The sequence below is a fragment of the Aeromicrobium sp. Leaf350 genome (assembly GCF_916858655.1).
Classification (GTDB): domain Bacteria; phylum Actinomycetota; class Actinomycetes; order Propionibacteriales; family Nocardioidaceae; genus Aeromicrobium.
Map to the genome: position 1 here is coordinate 140,637 of NZ_CAKASL010000002.1, position 12,517 is coordinate 153,153.

Annotated in this window: 16 protein-coding genes and 2 tRNA genes; 15 read left to right on the forward strand and 3 right to left on the reverse strand. The window is 70.6% G+C overall.

Annotation, left to right across the window (positions count from 1 at the left end; translation table 11 throughout):
- Positions 1-19: 19 nt before the first annotated feature.
- The 12 genes from LO931_RS09550 to LO931_RS09605 all read left to right on the forward strand — a co-directional run bounded on the left by LO931_RS09550 (position 20) and on the right by LO931_RS09605 (position 9,386).
- The gene (locus LO931_RS09550; RefSeq protein WP_229053364.1) at positions 20-559 is read left to right on the forward strand and encodes a DUF177 domain-containing protein; all 540 of its coding nucleotides are present in this window, start codon (positions 20-22) and stop codon (positions 557-559) included.
- Between the two features lie 2 nt (positions 560-561).
- Positions 562-747, forward strand: a complete 186-nt coding sequence (gene rpmF, locus LO931_RS09555) for a 50S ribosomal protein L32 (protein WP_229053365.1) — start codon at positions 562-564, stop codon at positions 745-747.
- A 24-nt stretch (positions 748-771) separates the two neighbouring features.
- On the forward strand, positions 772-1,491 hold the full coding sequence (rnc, locus tag LO931_RS09560) for a ribonuclease III (protein WP_255657853.1): 720 nt from the start codon (positions 772-774) through the stop codon (positions 1,489-1,491).
- Positions 1,484-2,335 carry a bifunctional DNA-formamidopyrimidine glycosylase/DNA-(apurinic or apyrimidinic site) lyase gene (gene mutM / locus LO931_RS09565; protein WP_229053366.1) on the forward strand — a complete coding sequence of 284 codons (852 nt, stop codon included), beginning with the start codon at positions 1,484-1,486 and terminating at the stop codon, positions 2,333-2,335. Before rnc ends, mutM begins: the two co-directional genes overlap by 8 nt.
- A 140-nt stretch (positions 2,336-2,475) precedes the next feature.
- Entirely contained in the window at positions 2,476-3,699 is a 1,224-nt protein-coding gene (locus LO931_RS09570; protein ID WP_229053367.1) for a deoxyguanosinetriphosphate triphosphohydrolase, read from the forward strand.
- Positions 3,700-3,729: 30 nt separating this feature from the next.
- Entirely contained in the window at positions 3,730-4,068 is a 339-nt protein-coding gene (locus LO931_RS09575; RefSeq protein WP_229053368.1) for a nuclear transport factor 2 family protein, read from the forward strand.
- A 9-nt stretch (positions 4,069-4,077) separates the two neighbouring features.
- A complete protein-coding gene (gene dnaG, locus LO931_RS09580; protein WP_229053369.1) occupies positions 4,078-5,967 on the forward strand; it encodes a DNA primase in 1,890 nt (629 codons plus the stop codon).
- Between the two features lie 74 nt (positions 5,968-6,041).
- Complete coding sequence (locus LO931_RS09585) at positions 6,042-6,629, forward strand: sigma-70 family RNA polymerase sigma factor (protein ID WP_229053370.1); 588 nt, start codon at positions 6,042-6,044, stop codon at positions 6,627-6,629.
- A tRNA-Asn gene (locus LO931_RS09590) sits at positions 6,620-6,692 on the forward strand. Before LO931_RS09585 ends, LO931_RS09590 begins: the two co-directional genes overlap by 10 nt.
- An 87-nt stretch (positions 6,693-6,779) precedes the next feature.
- Positions 6,780-7,238 carry an SRPBCC family protein gene (locus LO931_RS09595; RefSeq protein WP_229053371.1) on the forward strand — a complete coding sequence of 153 codons (459 nt, stop codon included), beginning with the start codon at positions 6,780-6,782 and terminating at the stop codon, positions 7,236-7,238.
- A gap of 41 nt (positions 7,239-7,279) precedes the next feature.
- Positions 7,280-8,098: a TrmH family RNA methyltransferase gene (locus LO931_RS09600; RefSeq protein WP_229053372.1), complete on the forward strand. Its 819-nt coding sequence runs from the start codon at positions 7,280-7,282 to the stop codon at positions 8,096-8,098.
- Between the two features lie 67 nt (positions 8,099-8,165).
- Positions 8,166-9,386, forward strand: coding sequence for an HNH endonuclease (locus LO931_RS09605; RefSeq protein WP_229053373.1), 1,221 nt, complete (start codon positions 8,166-8,168; stop codon positions 9,384-9,386).
- A 9-nt stretch (positions 9,387-9,395) separates the two neighbouring features.
- Here LO931_RS09605 and LO931_RS09610 read toward each other — a convergent pair whose 3' ends face one another.
- Together LO931_RS09610 and LO931_RS09615 are read right to left on the reverse strand one after the other, a co-directional pair.
- Positions 9,396-9,902, reverse strand: a complete 507-nt coding sequence (locus tag LO931_RS09610) for a hypothetical protein (RefSeq protein ID WP_229053374.1) — start codon at positions 9,900-9,902, stop codon at positions 9,396-9,398.
- A gap of 52 nt (positions 9,903-9,954) precedes the next feature.
- Complete coding sequence (locus LO931_RS09615; RefSeq protein WP_229053375.1) at positions 9,955-10,545, reverse strand: phasin family protein; 591 nt, start codon at positions 10,543-10,545, stop codon at positions 9,955-9,957.
- Between the two features lie 71 nt (positions 10,546-10,616).
- Between LO931_RS09615 and LO931_RS09620 the strand changes: the two genes are divergently transcribed.
- A tRNA-Met gene (locus LO931_RS09620) sits at positions 10,617-10,690 on the forward strand.
- An 8-nt stretch (positions 10,691-10,698) separates the two neighbouring features.
- Here LO931_RS09620 and LO931_RS09625 read toward each other — a convergent pair.
- On the reverse strand, positions 10,699-11,397 hold the full coding sequence (locus tag LO931_RS09625; protein WP_229053376.1) for a DsbA family protein: 699 nt from the start codon (positions 11,395-11,397) through the stop codon (positions 10,699-10,701).
- Positions 11,398-11,443: 46 nt separating this feature from the next.
- Here LO931_RS09625 and LO931_RS09630 point away from each other — a divergent pair, with 46 nt between their 5' ends.
- On the forward strand, positions 11,444-11,875 hold the full coding sequence (locus tag LO931_RS09630; protein ID WP_229053377.1) for a hypothetical protein: 432 nt from the start codon (positions 11,444-11,446) through the stop codon (positions 11,873-11,875).
- 123 nt (positions 11,876-11,998) lie between these two features.
- A complete protein-coding gene (locus tag LO931_RS09635; RefSeq protein ID WP_229054275.1) occupies positions 11,999-12,514 on the forward strand; it encodes a DUF3145 domain-containing protein in 516 nt (171 codons plus the stop codon).
- Positions 12,515-12,517 lie beyond the last annotated feature (3 nt).

Sequence of the window (12,517 nt, forward strand, 5' to 3'; positions counted from 1 at the left end):
GTGCACTTTCGACGAATGGATGAGCGTGCAGACGGGACCGTTGGTCATCGACACCCACGAGCTGGGGCGGCGACCTGGAAACGAACGCTCGTACCATCTGTCCGTCAGGGTGCCGGCGCAGTGGGGCTACGACGTCTATGGCGTCCCCGAGGGTTCACCGATGGAGCTGGAGCTGCGGCTCGAGACGTTGGTGGACGGGATCCTGGCAACAGGGACCACCACGGTGACGGCAGTCGGCGAGTGTGTGCGGTGCCTGACGGATGTCGAGGACGAGATCGACCTCGAGGTCCAGGAGCTGTACCTCTTCGACCGACCCTCCGACGAGGAGGAGGCCGAGGAGTCCCAGTGGCTCGAGGGAGACCTGCTCGACCTCGAACCATCACTGCGTGACGCGACGGTGTTCGCACTGCCGCACCACCCGTTGTGTGATCCGGAGTGTCCGGGACTGTGCCCCGAGTGCGGGGCCCGGCTCGCGGACGATCCAGACCACACGCACGGAGAGCCGGTCGACCCGAGATGGTCGGCCCTCACCCAGCTGATCGAACCCCCCAAGGAGTAATCGTGGCCGTCCCGAAGCGGAAGATGTCGCGCAGCAACACCCGTCACCGTCGTTCGGCCTGGAAGGCCACGAAGGTGCAGGTCGTCGACTGCGCCAACCCCGCGTGCGACAGCAAGGTCATCCCGCACCGTGCGTGCGGCCAGTGCGGCCAGTACGGCGCGCGCGGCGAGCGTCGCCAGGTCCTCTGAGCGACTGAGCCCGACCGACCCGTCGTGCAGGATTCCGGCGCGCACCAGCCCGGTGCTGATGAGCTGCGTGCCGTCCTCGGAGTCCCGGATCTCGATCCGGGACTCCTGACGCATGCCCTGACGCACCGGTCGTTCGCGTACGAGAACGGCCAGATCCCCAACAACGAGCGCCTGGAGTTCCTCGGCGACTCGGTGCTGGGGCTCGTCGTCACCGACACGTTGTTCCACACCCATCCCGACCTCCCGGAGGGGCAGCTCGCGAAGCTGCGCTCCGCGGTGGTCAGCGCCAAGGCCCTCGCGGTCGTGGCGCGCACGCTCGGGGTCGGAGAGCACGTCCGCCTCGGCCGGGGCGAGGAGACCACGGGTGGCCGCGACAAGGCCTCGATCCTCTCCGACACCGTCGAGGCGCTGATCGGCGCGATCTACGTGCAGTTCGGCATCGAGCGGGCCTCCGCCGTGGTCCACCTGATCTTCGACCCGGTCATCGCCGATGCGGCCCGCCTGGGCGCGGCGCTCGACTGGAAGACCTCCTTGCAGGAGGTCACGGCCGACCAGGGGCTCGGCGTGCCGCGCTACCTCGTCGAGAGCAAGGGTCCCGACCACGCCCGCGTGTTCTCCGCCGCGGTCCAGGTGGGCGAGCAGGTCTTCGACGGGGGTGCCGGCACCTCCAAGAAGGAGGCCGAGCAGCAGGTCGCCCAGATCGCGTGGGAGTCGTTGACCGCAGGCCGCGCCGCGAGTGCCTGAGCTCCCCGAGGTCGAGGTCGTCCGCCGCGGCCTCGTCGACCACGTCGTGGGTCGGCGCGTCACCTCCGTGGGCGTGCTCGACGTCCGCTCGTTGCGACGCCACGTCGCCGGGCCGGAGGACTTCGCGCTGCGGCTGACCGGACGCACGGTCGTCGACGCCCGGCGCCGCGGCAAGTACCTGTGGCTGCCGCTCGACGACGGCGACGCGCTCCTGGCCCACCTCGGCATGAGCGGACAGATGCTCGTGAGCGAGCCCGACGCGCCGCTGCAGAAGCACCTCAAGGTCACGCTCGACCTGGAGGACGGCACGCAGCTGCGGTTCGTCGACCAGCGCATCTTCGGCGGTCTCGCGCTCAGCGAGGACGGCGCCGAGCTGCCTGCCGAGGTCGCGCACATCGCCCGCGACCCGCTCGACCCGCTGTTCGACCCGGCCGAGTTCGCGTCGCGCCTCAAGCGTCGTGAGACGGGGGTCAAGCGGGCGCTCCTCGACCAGAGTCTGATCTCCGGTGTCGGCAACATCTACGCCGACGAGGCGCTGTGGCGCGTGCCGCTGCACTACGCGCGCAACACCCGCACGCTGCGCCGCGCCGAGGTCGACACGCTGCTGCACCACGTCACCGAGGTCATGGCCGAGGCGCTGGAGCAGGGCGGCACGTCCTTCGACGCGCTCTACGTGAACGTCAACGGCGCGAGCGGCTACTTCGACCGCTCGCTCAACGCCTACGGTCGCGAGGGCGAGCCGTGCGGACGCTGCGGCACCGCGATGCGCCGCAGCCCCTTCATGAACCGCTCGTCGTACTGGTGCCCCCGCTGCCAGCCCCGTCCCCGCAACGGCCGCTTCTAGTACCCCTCGCGAGAGACTTTGTTACCCCTCGCGAGTGAGATTGTCTGTACAGAGGAGAGAGTTCTCTCCTCCTGTCCACGAACAAAGTCGCTCGTGACCACGAACAATGTCTCTCGCGAGCGGTCCGCTACGGTGCTGGCGTGACGAGCTACGGCACGGAGGCGCGAGCGCGGTTCGTGCCCGAGCCGCCGAAGCGGGCCGGTCGCACCCCGTTCGAGCGCGACCGCGGACGCATCGTGCACTCCGCCGCCCTGCGCCGGCTCTCGGCCAAGACCCAGGTCCTCGGCGCCGGCTTCGACGACTTCGTCCGCAACCGCCTCACGCACTCCCAGGAGGTCGCGCAGGTCGCCCGCGAGCTCGGTGCCTCGCTCGGCTGCGATCCCGACATCGTCGACTCCGCAGCCCTGGCCCACGACCTGGGCCACCCGCCGTTCGGCCACAACGGCGAGGTCGCCCTCGACGCCCTCGCGGCCGACTGCGGCGGGTTCGAGGGCAATGCCCAGACCCTGCGGCTGCTGACCCGGCTGGAGGCCAAGACCTTCGGCCCCGACGGCGCCAGCGTCGGCCTCAACCTCACCCGGGGCACGTTGGCGGCCTGCATCAAGTACCCGTGGAGCCGTGGTGAGGCCCCGAACGGCGGCCCGAAGTTCGGTGTCTACGAGGACGACCTGCCGATCTACACCTGGATCCGCGCCGACGCGGCCCCCTTCGTGCGGCCGCTCGAGGCGCAGGTCATGGACCTGTCCGACGACATCGCCTACTCGGTGCACGACGTCGAGGACGGCGTGGTCGGCGGCTGGTTCGACCTGACCGACGACCTCCAGCTCACGCAGGTCTGTGCCGTCGCGCGTGACTGGTACCTCCCCGAGGCCGACGACGCCAGGCTCGGTGCGGCGCTCGACCGGCTCCAGGCGCTGCCGGAGTGGCCGACCGTCCGCTTCGACGGCACGCGGCGATCGCTCGCCGCGATCAAGAGCCTCACGAGTGCCCTGATCGGCCGCTTCGCCACGGCGGCGCAGAGCGCGACGACCGAGCGGTGGGGTGACGGTCCTCTCGTGCGCTTCGACGCCGACCTCGAGGTGCCCGTCGCGACCCTGGACGAGATCACGATCCTGAAGTCGATCGCCGCCCACCACGTGATGCTGGCCGACGACCGCACGGCAAACCTCGCCGAGCAGCGTGACCTGCTGACAGCCCTGGTCGCCGCGCTGCTCGAACGCGAGGGCCGTGATCTCGACACGGACCTCGCGGCCGACTTCGCCCTCGCCGCTGACGACGCCGCCCGCCTGCGGGTCGCGGTCGACCAGGTCGCGTGCCTGACGGACGTCTCCGCACCGATCTGGGTCGCCCGCCTCGGCCTCTGAACTGTCCGACGTCGGCCCTACCGTCGAAGCATGACCGATCTCCAGACGCTGCCCGCCGTCGTCACCTCCTACCTCGACGCCCGCGATGCGAAGGACGTCGACGGTGCCGTCGCGGCGTTCACCCCCGCGGCACGCGTGGCCGACGACGGCGGCACCCACGTCGGCACCGACCAGATCCGCGCGTGGATCGAGGAGTCCTCCACGACCTTCGAGTACACGACGACCCGGCTCGGCCACCAGGTCGACGACGCCGGTCACGTCGTGGTGCAGGTGCGCATCGACGGCAACTTCCCAGGCGGCACCGCGACGCTCCACCAACGGTTCGGGCTCGACCACGACCTGATCACCGAGCTGGTCATCGCGCCGTAGAATGCGCGCATGCCGCGGATCAAGGACGAGGACATCCAGCTCGTCCGCGAACGTGCCCGCATCGACGAGGTCGTCGAGTCGTACGTGACGCTCAAGAGCGCCGGCGGCGGCGCTCGGAAGGGGCTGTGCCCGTTCCACGACGAGAAGTCGCCGTCGTTCAACGTCCGGCCGGCTCAGGGCTTCTACCACTGCTTCGGCTGCGGAGCGGGCGGCGACTCGATCAAGTTCCTCATGGAGATCGAGGGCCTGCCGTTCGCCGAGGCGGTCGAGCGGCTCGCCACGAAGTTCGGCATCCAGCTGCGCTACGAGGAGGACGGCCGACCGTCCGGTCCCCGGCGCGACCCGCGTCAGCGGCAGCGCCTCCTCGAGGCCCATGCGGCGGCGGGGGAGTTCTACGCCGCCCAGCTCGGCTCCGCGGCCGAGGCGCAGGTCGCCCGCCAGTTCATCAAGGACCGCGGCTTCGACCAGTCGGCGGCCGAGCACTTCACGCTCGGCTACGCGCCGAAGGACCGCCAGAGCCTCACCGGCCACCTCAAGAACAAGGGGTTCACCGACGAGGAGCTCGTCGTCGGGGGTCTCGCCCGCCGCACCAACAGCGGCACGTTCGACGTCTTCCAGGGTCGTCTGCTGTGGCCCATCAAGGAGATGACGGGCGAGATCATCGGCTTCGGTGCCCGCAAGCTCTACGACGACGACTTCATGGCCGGCAAGTACGTCAACACCTCCGAGACGCCGCTCTACAAGAAGACGCAGGTGCTCTACGGCATCGACCTGGCGCGCCGTCAGATCTCGGGTGCCAGCCAGGCCGTCGTGGTCGAGGGGTACACCGACGTCATGGCGTGCCACCAGGCCGGCGTCACGACGGCCATCGCCACGTGTGGCACGGCGTTCGGCGAGGGTCACGCCCGCATCCTGCGTCGCCTGATGCTCGACCACGACGCCTTCCGGGGCGAGGTCGTGTTCACCTTCGACGGCGACGAGGCCGGTCAGCGGGCCGCCGTGAAGTCGTTCGAGGGCGACGAGGAGTTCGTCGGCCAGACCTACGTGGCCGTCGAGCCGCGCGGCATGGATCCGTGCGACCTGCGCATGGCCGACGGCGACGCCGCGGTGCGTGAGCTCATCGCGTCGCGCATCCCGCTCTACCGGTTCGTGCTCGACAACACCCTCAAGCAGTACGACCTCGACCGCGGCGACCAGCGTGTCGACGCGGTGCGCGACGCGGTGCAGCTCGCGAGCGCGATCCGCGACGCCTCCAAGGTCGACGCGTTTCTGCGCGAGGTCGCCGGCCGCATCGGCGTGGAGGTCGAGCAGGTCCGCGCGGAGCACCAGAAGAACAAGGGCAAGCCCGCCGCTCCCTCGCGGAGCTCTGCCCCGCAGGATGCCCCGGCCGGCGAGGCAGCGCCCGTCGCGACGGGTCCGTCGTTCGGGGCCCCGCAGTTCGCCGACGAGCGCGAGGCGCTCAAGGCCCTGGCGCAGTACCCGCACCTGGCCCACGAGTTCGCGGTCGACCTCGACGAGGACGACTTCACGCACCCGGTCTCCCGGGAGATCTTCACCGCTCTGAAGGGTCACGGCTGGCCGGAGAAGCCCGACCCCACCTGGATCCCGCGCGTCTCGGAGCTGCTGCCGGAGGCGCTGCGCCCGGTGCTCTCGCGGGCCGCGGTCGAGCCGCTGCTCGCCCAGGAGAGCACCACGGTCCAGGTCGTGTCGTCGAGCATCTTCCGCCTCCAGGTCCTCACGGTGGGGCGTCTCGTCTCCGACCTGAAGTCGCGGCTGCAGCGCACCAACCCCATCGACGAGGCCGACGCGTACAACCGGATGTTCGGCGAGCTGATCGCCCTGGAGCAGCAGCACCGCGAGCTGCGCGAGAAGGCCGTCGGCGGCGTCGTCCCCAGGTGAGCCTGGCGCCGGTTCCCTCCACAGGCGCGTGATCGAGGCCCCCGTGGTGGTCCGCACCGAACCACGGTGGGTGCATGACGACTCCGTGGGTCCGCAGCGTGCTGGCCGAGCCCGAGATCGACGCCGACACGGAGAGGGACCTCGCTCGTCGAGCCCGCGCCGGTGACGCGGAGGCCCGTGCCGCCCTGATCCGCTCCGGGCTCCGCCACGTCGTGCAGCGCGCGCGGATGCTGGGGTTCCGCGGTGACGCGTTCGACGACGCGGTGCAGTCCGGCTGCCTCGGCCTGATCCGCGCGGTGGACCGGTTCGATCCCGAAGGCGGAGCCCGCCTCCGCACCTATGCCTGGTGGTGGATCGGCGACGCGATGCGCTCGGCCGTGCCGGTGGTGACGGACCCGCTCCCGGACGACCTCGCGGCCGCATCGTCGTCCGACGTGAAGTCTGCGGATCTCCCGCTCGCCGAGGTGCCGGAGGTGCTCCGGCTCCGCTTCGGACTGGATGAGCCGGCGGGCCGCTCGCGCCCTCGCCACGAGGTCGCGCGGCTCCTCGGACTGACCGAGTCGCAGGTCCGTGATCGAGAGGCCCAGGCGATGCGACAACTCCGGCAGGGGCTTGCTAAGGTGGTGCACCGTGCTCCCGCTGAGGGAGCCGATCCCCCATAGCTCAATTGGCAGAGCATTCGACTGTTAATCGAAGGGTTTCTGGTTCGAGTCCAGATGGGGGAGCAAGAGTGCCCGGTCTCCCTGCGGAGCCGGGCTTTTTTGCGCCCAGTGGCTCGCGCGCGTGTGGCCGCGTCGCGCTACCGTCGGTGCGTGCCGAAGATCGTTCTCGAGACACTGCTGCCAGCAACCCCGGCGGAGTGCTTCGAGCTGAGCCTCTCGGTGGATGCCCACACCGGGTCGATGTCTCGCTACGGAGAGCGGGCGGTCGCCGGAGTCACGACTGGTGCGATGGCGCTGGGCGAGAGCGTCACCTGGAGAGCCCGACACTTCGGGCTTCCGTTCACGATGACGTCGACCATCACCGAGCACCAGGCACCCCACCGGTTCGTCGACGAGCAGACGAAGGGTCCGTTCAAGCGGTGGTGGCACGAGCACCGCTTCGAGCAGGACGGCGACGCGACTCGCATGACCGACGTCGTCGAGTTCGCAGCTCCGCTCGGTCTGCTCGGACGCACAGTCGAGACGCTGGTCCTGACCCACTACATGACGCGGCTCCTCGCAGAGCGCAACGAAGCCCTCCAGCAGATCCTCACCGACCGTCGCGCTTGAACGGTGACGCCACCTCCGCGCCCCTCTGGTAGACAGGCCGCATGCAGCAGCTCGAGCAGCCGGACGAGGTCCTGCACACCCGGAACGCGGAGTTCCAGCAGCTGCAGGCGCTGGTCGCCAACCGCACCAAGCGGCACAGGCAGCAGGCGTTCCTGATCCAGGGCGTGCGTCCGCTGAGCATCGCGATTGAGCGCAGCTGGCCGATACGGGCGCTGCTCGGGCCGTCCGACCGGCAGGTCAGCGACTGGGCGCTCGAGACCTGGCAGTCCAGCAGCGCCAGACGGGTCCTGATGCCCGGCGAGATGCTGGACGAGCTGGGGGAGAAGGCCGACGTCACCGAGCTCGTCGGGGTGGGTGAGATCCCGGCCGACGATCCGGCACGGCTGCCTCGGGACGCCGGTCCGATCGTCGTGATCGACCGAGCGACGCAGCCCCGCAACCTCGGGATGCTGGCGCGCTCGATCGACGCGTTCGGGGGAGCGGCCCTCGTGGTGACGGGGCACGCCGCCGACCCCTACGACCCGCAGGCCGTGCGCGCCTCGACCGGCTCGCTCCTCGCGGTGCCCGTGCTGCGGGCCGAGGGTCCGGAGCAGGTGCAGGAGTGGCTCGAGCCGGGCACGTGGCAGTACGTCGGCACCGACGAGACCGGGGAGCGGGAGCTGCGCGAGCTCGACCTCGTGCGCCGCACCGTCATCGTGCTCGGCAACGAGACCCGCGGCATGTCGACCGCGTGGCGGGATGCCTGCGAGACGACCGTCGCGCTGCCGGTCGTCGGCACCGCCAGCTCGCTGAACGTCGCCGTGACCGGCTCGATCGTGCTGCACGAGGCCCTGCGCCAGAGGATCGACGCCGGAGCCTGAGGCGGGTTACCCACAGGCCCCGTCGGCGTCGTGGGCCGCTGTCGGTGGGGGCGGGTTGGCTGGTCTCATGTTCGAGGACCTGGCACCTGAGGGCGTGCTTGCTGCTGTGGCGGGTGCGGACTTTTGCGTGGTGGATCCGATCGACGTGATGGGCGCCAAGCATGTCGATGCGATCGTGGCGTTGGAGCGGTTGATCCGGGTCGCGCAGGCGCGTCTGGTCGAGCAGGTCGCCGACTTCTACGAGCTGCGTCTGGCCACGCATGCGGGTGATCGTGACCTGGCGTTGACCGTGGCGGCCGAGACCGCGATGGCCCGGGGTCAGTCGCCCACGGCGGGACGCAACCTGCTGGAGCTCGCGATGGGCCTGCGGCCGATGCCGATCCTGCGCACCGCGTTCGGTGAAGGGGTGGTGTCCGAGCCGGTGGTGCGGGCGATCGTGCGGGTCGTGCGCACCCTCGACCCGGCCACCATCACCCTCATCGACGCCGCCCTCGAGGGAGCCCTCGCCGGTTTGACGCCGGCGCAGGCGGCCGACCTGGTGCGCGAGCTGGTCGTCAGTCATGACGTCGAGGCCGCCGCCGAACGCGAGCGCAGGGCCCGCGCCGAGCAGTTCGTGTCGTACTGGCCCTCACCCGACGGGGTCGGCACGCTCATCGTCCACGGGCCCGCCGAACAGCTCGTCGGCATCCGTCAGAGCCTGCAGGCCCATGCCGACCGACTCCGCGCCCGCGGCGACGACCGCGATCGTGGCCAGATCATGGTCAACACCCTGTTCGAGCGGGTCACCGGCGTCGAGACCGTCGCCGGACCCGACATCGACCTGTCCATCGTGCTGCCCATCGAAGCCCTCACCGGCGTCCCGTGCGCCGCGGACCTCACCGGCCACGGGCCCATCACGCCGCACCTGGCTGCTGAGCTCGTCGACAGCGCAGGGCAGGCCTGGTTCCGCCGCCTGTTCACCGAGCCCACCGGCTCCCTCGCCGGTCTGGACACCCGCCGACGCTGCTTCACCGGCACGCTGGCCTCCTGGATCCGCACCCGCGACCACCATCAGTGCCGCCAACCCGGCTGTTCGTGCCGGATCCGCGAGATCGACCACATCCGACCCCACCGCAACGGCGGACCCACCACGCAAGCCAACGGCCAAGGACTGTGCCGACTCTCCAACCTCGTCAAAGAACTCCCCGGCTGGCACGTCCACGCCGGATCTGGCGGCGAGGTCACGTGGACCACCCCCACCCAGCACACCTACACATCCCCACCACCCCGCCCCCACCGGCGGACGTGAGACGTCGGGTCAGTCGACCTCGCCCGCGATGATGCCGGCCAGCTCGGCGATGCCCGGCGAGATCTCGGTCGTGAAGTCGCCGACGCCGACCGCGAAGACCGTGTCGCCCGCCAGGACGACGTGCTCGTTCTGCAGCAGGTCACCCGGGTAGAACGCCTCGTCACCCAGGTCGACCGGCGTGAGCGGGCCGCGGTTGGCCTCGTAGCCGGCCTTCAGCGCGTCCCAGTCGTCGGCGGTGCCGAAGTAGTAGACCTCGACGAGCATCACCGACGCACCCGAGAGCGTGTACTCGCAGTTGCGGGCCTCGCCCTCGGCGGCGCTCTCGACGGTGCCGCCGAAGACCTCGGCGACCGTCTCCTCGGTCGTCAGGTCGCAGGGCGACACGTCGCCGGTGCTGGCCGGCTGGCCGGTGTCGGAGGGGGCACTCTCATCGGACTCGGTCTCGCTGTCGCCGCCTCCGCAGGCGGTCAGCGAGAGCACGGCGACGAGAGCGAACGGAGCAAGGAAACGACGCATGAGCAGCATCATGAACCGAGAACGGGCCCTCGCGGGCGAGAATCGGACAGATTCAGGCGCCCTCGACCGCCTGCTGCTCGTCGACGCGCTTCTTGATGCGACCCATGCCGGGAAGCTTCGCGAGCATCAGGTTCAGCTCGCGGGTCACGTCGAGCATGTCGTGGATGTCGGGCGCGACCGTCTGCAGGTTCGCCAGCATCGGCAGGATGTCGGCATCCAGGCGCTCCACGAGGTGGGGCAGCTGGTCGACCAGCTTGACCAGCGCGTCGACCTCCTTCGGGTCCGTCGTCTCCGCGAGCCGGTCGAGCGTCGGGTAGAGCTTCTCGAGCGCCGGGGCGAAACGGTCGATCAGCTTCTCCGCGCGGTCCAGCGTCGGCTCCACGCTGGCGACGGTGCCCGCGGTCCGCACGATCACGGCATTCGCCGCCTCGACGGTCTCGTTGGTGCGCTCGACGACCTCGTCGGCGGCCTGCCGCGTCTGGTCGATCTCCTCGACGAGCAGCGCAGCGCGGGCCACGAGCGCCTCGGCCGCGTCGAGCAGCGCCAGCGCGCGCGGGAGTGCTGTCAGCAGGCCCTCGGCGAGGGCGGGCCCTCGAGCAGCGAGAGCGGCGACGTCGCGGGGGTCGGGGATCGGGAGGCGCATCCCGCCAACGTACCCAGCCGCGTCACGGGTCGCCCTTCGACGCGGGCCGCTCCACTAGGGTGGTCGGACCCGGGGAGGTAGCTCAGCCGGTCAGAGCAGGGGACTCATAATCCCTGGGTCGCGGGTTCGAGCCCCGCCCTCCCTACCGAGATGTCACGACGCCAGGAGCTCGCCGAACACCTGCTCCAGCTCGGCGAGGTCCACGACCTCGCCGTCGATGAGCACGGTGGGCGTGCCGCTCACGTCGGCGTCCGTCGCGGCGTCGGCGGCGTCCTTCACCGTGTCGGCGTAGGCACCGCCGGACACGCAGTCGTCGATGCCCGTGACCCCGACCGTGCCGGCGAGCTCGACCAGGTCGTCGTCGCCCGGACCGGCCGTGCCCTCGGCGGGCTGGTCGTCGAAGAGTGCCTCGTAGAAGTCGAGGTAGGACGTGCTGCCGCCCTCGGCGAACACGCAGTAGGCGGCGTTGGCCGACCGGCTGGAGTACTGGTTGCTGCTCGCGCGGTCCAGGAAGGCGAACTGGTGGAACACGAGGTTGATCCGCCCGTCGTCGGCGGCGGTGCGGAGGTCGTCGAGGTAGGTCGACGCGAAGGCCTCGCACGAGGGGCACTGGAAGTCGGTGTAGAGCTCCACGACCGGGGCGCCGTCAGCGGGGGTCTCGGGATACGCGATGCCCTCCACCGGATCGATCTCGGTGAGGTCCGCGTCGGCCGAACCGGACTCGTCGGAGGCCGTGCTCTCGGACGACGAGTCGGGCTCCGCGTCGTCGCCGCACGCGGCGAGACCGAGGCCGAGCACGGCGAGCAGGCAGCCGAGCACGAGGGGACGGGACGGGCGTCGGGTCCGAGTCATGACGTCCATCCTGCCGGTCGGTTCGCGCCTGGGGCAGACTGACCCCATGCGCGACGCCGTGATCATCGACCTCGACGGCACGCTGGTCGACACGTCCGGGGTGGAGCACCTGCTCGAGGGTGAGGACAAGGACTTCCGCGCCTTCCAGGAGGCGGCGGTGGGATGTCCGCCGAACCCTGCGCTGGTCGAGGTCGCGCGCGAGCAGGCCGCGGCGGGTCGGGCGGTCCTCATCGTCTCCTCGCGGGAGTTCATCTGGCTCGACCACACCCTCGACTGGCTCGTGGAGCACGAGGTCCCGCACGACGCCGTGTACCTGCGGATCGTGGGCGACTTCCGCCCCGACGTCGAGGTGAAGCGCGAGATCCTGACCACGATCGGGAACGACGGCTACCGGGTCCTGGAGGCGTGGGACGACCAGGAGCGGGTGTCCGCGATGTGGCGCGAGGAGGGCATCACGGCGCACGACGTCGGCTCCTGACCGGCATTGCAGTTGGCAGGTGCCCCGCGGTCGGGCAGAATGGTCATGTTGGTGTGCACGGGCACGTCGGCTCGAGAGGCGCTGGGGAAGGCATCCACTCGAGACCGGGAGGTCCCCATGAGCATGGCCGACGGCGCCGCTGTGCGCTCAGCACGCGGAGTGGTCTTCATCCACTCCGCGCCTTCCGCGCTGTGCCCACACATCGAGTGGGCCGTGACCGGCGTGCTCGGTGACGGCACCGAGCTGGCCTGGCAGCCCCAGCCCGCCGAGCCCGGCACCTATCGCGCCGAGCTGTCGTGGAGCGGTGCCGTGGGCTCCGGTGCCGCGATCGCCAGCGCGCTCAGGGGCTGGGACCTCGTGCGCTTCGAGGTCACCGAGGACGCCTCGGCGTCGTCGGAGGGCTCGCGCTACTCCTACGTGCCGGAGCTCGGGATCTTCCACGCCGTCGTCGGGGTGCACGGCGACATCGTGATCCCGGAAGACCGCATCAAGGCCGTGCGCGAGCGGGCCTCCCGCGGCGACGTCAGCCTCGACGAGGCGCTCGACGCGCTGCTCGGCGTGCGCTGGGACGCCGAGCTCGAGCCGTTCCGTCACGCGGGCGACGGCGCACCCGTGCGCTGGCTGCACCAGGTGGTGTGAGGC

Coding starts and splice junctions, on each gene's coding strand:
- LO931_RS09605 (WP_229053373.1), top strand. CDS start 8,166: ATGTTCGAGGACCTGGCACCTGAGGGCGTGCTTGCTGCTGTGGCGGGT.
- LO931_RS09615 (WP_229053375.1), bottom strand. CDS start 10,545: ATGCGCCTCCCGATCCCCGACCCCCGCGACGTCGCCGCTCTCGCTGCT.
- LO931_RS09600 (WP_229053372.1), top strand. CDS start 7,280: ATGCAGCAGCTCGAGCAGCCGGACGAGGTCCTGCACACCCGGAACGCG.
- LO931_RS09550 (WP_229053364.1), top strand. CDS start 20: ATGAGCGTGCAGACGGGACCGTTGGTCATCGACACCCACGAGCTGGGG.
- LO931_RS09625 (WP_229053376.1), bottom strand. CDS start 11,397: ATGACTCGGACCCGACGCCCGTCCCGTCCCCTCGTGCTCGGCTGCCTG.
- LO931_RS09575 (WP_229053368.1), top strand. CDS start 3,730: ATGACCGATCTCCAGACGCTGCCCGCCGTCGTCACCTCCTACCTCGAC.
- dnaG (WP_229053369.1), top strand. CDS start 4,078: ATGCCGCGGATCAAGGACGAGGACATCCAGCTCGTCCGCGAACGTGCC.
- LO931_RS09635 (WP_229054275.1), top strand. CDS start 11,999: ATGGCCGACGGCGCCGCTGTGCGCTCAGCACGCGGAGTGGTCTTCATC.
- LO931_RS09585 (WP_229053370.1), top strand. CDS start 6,042: ATGACGACTCCGTGGGTCCGCAGCGTGCTGGCCGAGCCCGAGATCGAC.
- LO931_RS09610 (WP_229053374.1), bottom strand. CDS start 9,902: ATGCGTCGTTTCCTTGCTCCGTTCGCTCTCGTCGCCGTGCTCTCGCTG.
- LO931_RS09630 (WP_229053377.1), top strand. CDS start 11,444: ATGCGCGACGCCGTGATCATCGACCTCGACGGCACGCTGGTCGACACG.